The sequence below is a fragment of the Streptomyces sp. NBC_01549 genome (assembly GCF_026339955.1).
In the GTDB taxonomy this organism is placed as follows: domain Bacteria; phylum Actinomycetota; class Actinomycetes; order Streptomycetales; family Streptomycetaceae; genus Streptomyces.
In genome coordinates this window covers 206,202-213,188 of the sequence record NZ_JAPEPW010000006.1, presented here as the reverse complement: position 1 = coordinate 213,188, position 6,987 = coordinate 206,202, and the positions used below count along the sequence as shown (strand labels likewise).

Genomic DNA, 6,987 nt, shown 5'->3' with positions numbered 1-6,987 from the left:
CTAGGAGCGTGTCTGAGTAACGGGCAACTGGCCGGGAGGTCGTGATGGGCGGGATCGGTCGTGGTCGCTCGGTCAGCGCCTGTGGGGCCGATGAGCGGGTCGGTCGGAGGGGGATTTCGGCCCGCTGAGGCCGGTGTGGCCGGATGGTCAGCCGGCCAGGACGGCGAGTCCTGCGGTTCCGGCGTGTCGGAAGATCTTGCGGAGGTTGTGGCAGGCGGCCAGCAGTCGCCACTCGCCGCGGGCTCCGTCCTCGCCGCGGAGGAGGAGTTGGCGGCCGTTCTGGCAGGTCATGATCTGGCCGAAGACGGGTTCGACGATCGCTTTGCGGCGGCTGTAGGCGGCCTTGCCGGGCTTCGTCCGCAGTGTGCGGGCCATGCGCTCCTTGAGGGTGGCGCTGGCGGGGATGCGTCCGCGGGGTGCGGGCGGGACCTGTTCGTCGTGGCCGAGTCGGCCGGTGGCCATGAACGTATCGGTGCCGCAGGCGAGTTGGCGCTCTTTGGAGGCCTGCAGGTTGGTCTCGGAGCAGTAGCCGGCATCGACGAGGGCCTGCCCCGGGTGGACGCCGGTGTTCTGCGCGGACTGGTCGAGCATCGGGGTGTAGTTCAGCGCGTCCGAGGCGTTGGTGGTGATGTCGGCGGCCGTGATGACCTGGTGCTCTTCATCGACGACGGCCTGGGCGTTGTAGGCCTGGATGTAGGCGCCGTCGCTGTTCTTCATGATCCGCGAGTCGGGGTCGGTGAAGTTGGCCTGGGCCTTGGGCTTGGGCCGGGCCTTGGCTGCTGCCTGCTCGCCCGCGTCGGTGACGGCCCGCTCGTCGCTGGTCCCGGCGCGTTCCTGACGGCGGCGTTCCTTGTCTTCGGCGTGAGCGCGGGCCTTGTCGGCGGCCTCGGTCTCGATCTGCGCGCGGGCGGCCTGCAGCCTGGCCAGGCGCTTCTCGCGCCGGTCCAGCTCGGCGGGCAGGTCGGCCTCTTTGCCGTCCACGCCGAACCGGGCATCTTCGGCGGTATCGACTGCTTCGGCGTCGTCCAGCAGGGACCGGGCCGTGGCCTCCAGGGCGGCGATCTCGGCTTCGATCTGCTCTTCCTTGCCGATCAGGCGGCCGTAGCTCATCGCCTTGTGCTTGGATGCGCTGGCCTCCAGCTTGGTGCCGTCCAGCGCGACGCGGCCCATCTTGACCATGTCCAGCTTCCGCGCCAGGTGCAGCGACTGCAGGAACAGGCCGGCGAGCGCGTCCAGGTGGCGGCGGCGGAACCGGGCGATCGAGCGGAAGTCCGGAGCCTGGTCGGCGGCCAGGAACCGGAACGCGACGTCATCGACACACTTACGCGTGATCGCCCGCGAGGAGCGCACCCCGGTGGTGTAGCCGTAGATCAGCAGCCGCACCATCAGCCGCGGATCGTAGGGCGGGTAGCCGCGCTTTTCGGTGTAGTCCGCCAGGATCGGCGACAGGTCGAGCACCTCGTCGACCAGGTCGGCAACGAACCGGGCCAGGTGATCCTCGGGCAGCCAGTCGTCCAGCGACGGCGGCAGCAGCAGGACCTGGTGCGGGTCGAACGCCCGGAACGTCTTGTCCACCGCCGCCGGACGACCCTGCGGCTGCTCCTTCTCACCCGGCTCGATCTCGAACAGACCATCCCGATCACGCATACCGAGATCATCCCGCATGAATGATCACGAACCGCAAGCGGGGTGTCCGTTACTGAGACACGCTCCTAGCCAGCGGCGGACGGTGGAGGCGGAGATCGAGCTGGCGATGCGGCGGACGACGACCTCACGTGCCAGTTCCGGGCACGACCAGCGCGACAGCGGGGTGCCGGTCTCGGCGGGCAGTTGGCAGGCCAGGGCCTTGACCTCGGCGACCTGCACCGGGGTGAAGCATCGTGGACGGCCGCAGCGCCTGCGATCGGCCAGGGCAGCCAGGCCGCCGTCGGCGAAGCGGACCCGCCAGGTGCGCACGGTGTCCAGGTGCGCTCCCGTTTCGCGGGCGATCGCTGCGTTGCCCCGCCCCCGGGCAGCCTGCAGCACGATCTGCGCCCGCAGGCGGTCACGGTGCGGGGTGCTGTGGCCGTAGGCAGCTTTCTTGAGCCGGTGCCGTTCGGCGGCGGTCAGGACGATCGGGCGCGCGGTGGCTACGGGCAAGGCAGGCAGGCCGTTCAGTAGAAGCGGATCAGAGCACCCGGAGCCTCCCGCATCTAGCCCGGCTGTTGGCCGCCCAGGTCCATCAGATGATGAACAAGCTGTCCGGCCCGCCGATCCGGCGGATCGCCTCCAGGGGATACGGGGTCTGCCTGCTCTCAAAACGGAACTCGCGGTAGTAGTCCGTCATCACTGCGGCGATCGGGGCGTGGCGGGTGAGGATCGCCGCGACCTGCGACGGAATTCCCGTCGGAGGTTCCCCTCGGGCGCAGGCGTGCACGAACGCGCTGCGCTCGTCCCGCTCGTACCCGTACAGGGCAGTGACGAGCCACTGCACAAGGTGGGTGACGGTGTAGCAGCGGTCATAGGTCTGGTGTTCGGCGAAGAAGTCGGCCTCCTCCTTCGACAGGTCGAACCGGGAGGAGATCGCGAGGCCGTAGTCCGTGAAGAACAGACGCTTGCCGTCGGTGAGGATGTTCTGGAAGTGGCCATCGAAATGCAGGAGCCCGCGGGCGTTCATGAAAGAGGTTCCGGCCTCAAGTTCCTTCGCCACCATGGTGCATGCCTGCTCGGCAGTCTCATCGTCGGCTTTGACCTGAATGTCCAGCCAGTCGTGCAGGTTCTGCGGGATGTACTCCAGGAACAGTGCGACGCTCGCCGAGGAGTCCCGTAGCGCCTCGATCCGGTGGCGCACTTGCGGTCCGCCTCCCCAGTAGGCGACAGCCTTCTCCACGTCGGCCAGTTGCTCGGGCAGCACCTGCCCGGGGTGCGGCAGCACCCGCCAGTGGTACATCAATGGAAAGCCTTCATGGTCCTGTGCGAGCACCCAGTTCGTCGTCATGGTGTGCACGGCCAACTCTCGCCAGGCCCCCCATCCAGGGCTTCCGGGAACCCCGAGGCCGGGATGGCAGAAGGTCGGTAGCTCGAAGAGGTTCGCCGTGGATTGGACGTTCTCCGGCTGCCTTTCCAGATCGGTCAGCGGCAGCCGCTTAACCTTGATCCACCGACGTGGTCTGAAAATGATCTTCTGACTGATCCTGAGCCGGTTTCGGGGCGGTGATTGTGGGCGGGCAGGTGGCACCCGCTGGTCTGCCCAGCATTTCCACGTTGTTCGGTTCCGGTTGGGCCTTGGCGGGCGGGGTGGGCAGGGTCGTCAGGCGGGTCCGGGTGGGTCGTGGGCGGCGTCGAAAAGATGTGTCCAGGCGTGCTGCCAGGGCCAGTTGTGTGGCAGGTGCAGGGTGATACGCCGTGCGGAGCGGGCGATCCGGGCCGGAATCTGGACCAGGTGGGCACGGAGAGTGGCGGTGGTGGCCTTGGCGTGGAAGGCGGAGGTGAGCGCGCCGGTGGCCCGCAGCAGGTTGTAGGTCATGGCCCACAGGGTGAGCCAGGCGGCGTTGGCGTGGAAGTGTCCGGAAGGCAGGTGGGTCAGTGCGGAGGCTTTGCTGTCGGCGATGACCTGTTCGACCACCGCGTGGTGGCGGTGTTCCCGCTCGGCCTGGAGGGTGGGGGCGGGGTTGTCGGTGAAGAACGGGTGGTAACGCCAGACGGGGAACAGTTCGCCCTGCTCACCTACGACGGCGGGTTTGGCGAGGTCACGGACCCGGCGGACGATCAGCCGGGCGGTGACTTGCTCGCTCTTCTTGCGGCTCGCGAAGGCGGTGTAGGCGGGCATCTCGGCGACTTCGGCGTCCGAAATGAGTTCGCCGGTCTCGGGGTCTGGCACCGCGGTCGGGTAGGTGATCTGCTGCCATGCTTCGGTGGGAATGGCGAGGACGGCCCGTTTGATGGAGGGGTTCATGCCGGTGGTGATCGAGAAGTGGGCTCCGGCCCGGCGGCAGGCGGCGATCACACCGGCGTTGTAGAACTGCGAATCGGCGCGCAGGATGCGGGTGCCGGTGCAGCCGGCCTCCCGGGCGGTGGCCAGGGCTTCGCTGACGAACTTCGGGGCGCCGCGGGAGTCGGCTGCCTTGCCGCGGCGCATGCGGACTCCGGCGATCACCGGGCGGGAGCCGGGCGTGCAGATGGTGGCGAGCAGGGGGTGGAGGGTGCGGATGCCCTTGAACCGGCCGTACTCGGCACCCTGTTTGGCCCGGCCGTAGACCCGTTTATGGGTGGAGTCGACATCAATGAATGCCATCGCGTCGGCGCCGGGCAGCAGCGGGGTATGCGCGGCCAGCGCGCCAAGGAACCGGCCGTGAACGGCGTGCAGTTGGAGAGCGTGACCGTGGGTGAACGAGCGCAGGAACGTGCCCAGCGTGGACGGGGCACGAATGCCCGCGAACACGGCCGTCATCGCACCATGGCGCAGAACGTTCAGGTCGTCGATGCTGTCCGCACCTGCGGCCATGCCCGCGACGATGCTGGTGACCTTGGCGTCCGCCGCCGCCCCCGCGCTGTTGCTCGCGCCGGTCAGCTTCACGTTCTCGGCCACCAGACGCGAAAGACCGCCCCGCTCGGCCAGGCGCATCACCGGGACCAGCCCGGCATACGCGATCAGATTCGGGTCATCGAACGCAGCGGAGACCGCCGCCGATGTATGGGAAACTTTCATCTCGGAAGTGCCTTGCCGATCGTGCGTGCTGGAAGCCTGAAGAACTCCCATCATCGCAGGTCACAAGGCACTTCCTCGTTTTTCTAGCCGCTATCCACAAGACGCCGGCCGGTGGATCAAGGCTTAACGAAGACTGGGGTTCCGCCGACCTCCAGCAACGCTGAGGTCCCGCCGATGCCAGAACCCATCGGCGCAGCCGTATCCACAAGGTCGCGCAGTTCGCGATCACTGCACAGCGCCAGCGATGTGGAGACGGCACTGTAGGCCGCCAAACGCGCACCACGCGACGCGTCGAAGCTCTCGACGGCTACCTCCACCAGGGCACCAACCTCTCTGAAATACCTGGGCCCGTCCAAAGGGCGCGCACACGCGACGCATAGCCCTGCGGTTCGCCGCCTGGCACGGGCGAAGGGCATCCAGGACTCGTTTGTGAACACGGATCCGAACACCCTTTGGCCGCACTGTACGTGGAGATCGACAACAAGGTCGGGCGAACACGATGCCCCGGCAGACCGCCGCTGCTCAGCGGCTCGGATCTGGTCTGTCTCGCCGTGGTCGAGTTCCATCCGCACCGTCTTCGACGCCCGGACCGCGAACACACCCTCCAGGCCCAGGGGTCAACCCCCGAAGGACTTCCGGAGCCAACCACTTAGTTCGCACCCAGCGATGCCATGGCGAATCCAACGGCTGCTCAGAGCTCATCACCATCATGTGAAAGCAAGGTATTGCAGTGCACAAGCGCAAGCCGCGATGGCGGCTGCCACTCATGATCACGGCAGGTGTGCTGGCAGCAGCGAGTATCACCGCCGTTCCACTGCTGGCCCAAGCCTCCGAAACGGACGGGCAGACTGCCGACCGCCAGCAGGCGTTCGAGCACGCCGCAGCCGAGTACGACGTTCCCGTGTCGGTCCTTCTCGGTGTGGCCTACCACGAGTCGGCCTGGGAAGCGCACCGCGGCGAACACAGCACCAGCGGCGGCTACGGTCCGATGCATCTGACGGACGTGACCCCCGAGATGATGGCCAGTGGTGACGCGGGAGCGGTCGGCCGCGGAGATGTGAAGGAGATGGCCGCCGACCCCTCCCTGCACACCCTCCAGGCGGCGGCGAAGCTGACCGGACTGCCCGCGGAGAAGCTGCGCGACGATGAGGTCGCCAACATACGTGGCGGCGCCGCTCTGCTGGCCTCCTACGCGAAGGCCACGACCGGCGCCAGCCGTCGAACTTCGTCTACCTGCGCACAGCACCCAGCAGCACCGCCCCGCTCTTCGGTGACCAGGCCATTCACACGGACGGTGTCGGCACCAACCGGGTCAACGACTGGGGTAGCACCGCGCAGGCAGGGCAACAGTTCGTCGTCGCGGGCCGCCAGGGTGACTGGACAGCCATTTGGTTCAGCGGTACCAAGGTGTGGTTCCACAACCCGAAGGGATGCAACACGACCCCTGCCCGCGGTGTGACCGTGGTCAAGGCTGCCGGGGCCTCGCCCTCGGCGGTGTACGGCAGCAGCTACCCGGACAAGGACGAATATCCCACCGGGCTTTCGCCCTCCACCCAGGCTCCGTTGAGCTTCTACACCGTTCCCGCTGGTCAGGCGTACGTCGCGACCAGTGACGCTGCGGCCACCGACGACTACTTCCCCTCCAGCGGCAGTGTCGTGACCGGTGGCAAGAAGATGTACACCATTCAGTACAACCATCGAGTCGGGCTGGTGTACGAGTCCGACGTGATCACCGCAGACTGACCGTCTGACTGAGCGTCTTGGGCCGATAGGTGGATCAGGCACAGCGGCCCCGCGGGCGGCGCCGTTCCTTCGGGCGGCGCCGTTTCCGCGTTCGTCCGGCCGTGTGCCGCTCTGTCGTTCCGACAGGCTGGATCCCATGGTGTGATTGCACCGTGTTACAGGCATCCGCCTGGTCCGGACGTAGACCGACCCAACCAATGACCAACAACGTGGCAGTGCTTTAATGACGCCGTTGGGAACGATTCCACGGTCATGGGTCGGCACTATGTGCGGCTTGGTCCTCGTGTGAACCTTTTACCTGAAGGTATGTTTTGACTCGATGAGCCGACGATGAGCCCAGGAAAACACTGTGTTTCTGCCTGATGTCTGCCGTCTTGGTGACGGTCGGCAGCAGCCGACTGCCCCAGTTCTGTCACAGGAACGGGTCGATCCCGGTCTATGGAGCAGAGGCGATTGGAGCAGGCGTGACTATCAGTGACCACAGTCGCAGCACCCGGACAAGCCGTGCGGCGCATATCACCCGGCAGCGCCGCAGCACCCAGAAACATGTCCTGGGA

3 protein-coding genes and 3 pseudogenes are annotated in these 6,987 nt (G+C 67.0%); 1 reads left to right on the top strand and 5 read right to left on the bottom strand.

The annotated features are described in order from the left end of the window. Nucleotides 1–147: 147 nt before the first annotated feature. The 5 genes and pseudogenes from OG819_RS57165 to OG819_RS57145 all read right to left on the bottom strand — a co-directional run. Complete coding sequence (locus tag OG819_RS57165; RefSeq protein WP_266652810.1) at nucleotides 148–1,629, bottom strand: IS1182 family transposase; 1,482 nt, start codon at nucleotides 1,627–1,629, stop codon at nucleotides 148–150. 42 nt (nucleotides 1,630–1,671) lie between these two features. After that, nucleotides 1,672–2,139: a helix-turn-helix domain-containing protein gene (locus OG819_RS57160; protein ID WP_266652488.1), complete on the bottom strand. Its 468-nt coding sequence runs from the start codon at nucleotides 2,137–2,139 to the stop codon at nucleotides 1,672–1,674. 82 nt (nucleotides 2,140–2,221) lie between these two features. Continuing rightward, nucleotides 2,222–3,130 (bottom strand): annotated as a pseudogene (locus tag OG819_RS57155) (protein kinase family protein); the annotation flags it as partial. Between the two features lie 159 nt (nucleotides 3,131–3,289). Beyond that, nucleotides 3,290–4,687 (bottom strand): IS1380 family transposase, encoded by a 1,398-nt coding sequence (locus OG819_RS57150; RefSeq protein WP_266652490.1) that lies wholly within the window; start codon nucleotides 4,685–4,687, stop codon nucleotides 3,290–3,292. A 122-nt stretch (nucleotides 4,688–4,809) separates the two neighbouring features. Then, nucleotides 4,810–5,004 (bottom strand): annotated as a pseudogene (locus OG819_RS57145) (protein kinase family protein); the annotation flags it as partial. 449 nt (nucleotides 5,005–5,453) lie between these two features. Between OG819_RS57145 and OG819_RS57140 the strand changes: the two are divergent. Then, nucleotides 5,454–6,430 (top strand): annotated as a pseudogene (locus OG819_RS57140) (hypothetical protein). Nucleotides 6,431–6,987 lie beyond the last annotated feature (557 nt).

What these genes read in the sequence shown, in the direction of transcription:
- OG819_RS57150 (WP_266652490.1), bottom strand. Translation starts at nt 4,687, where the DNA reads ATGAAAGTTTCCCATACATCGGCGGCGGTCTCCGCTGCGTTCGATGAC.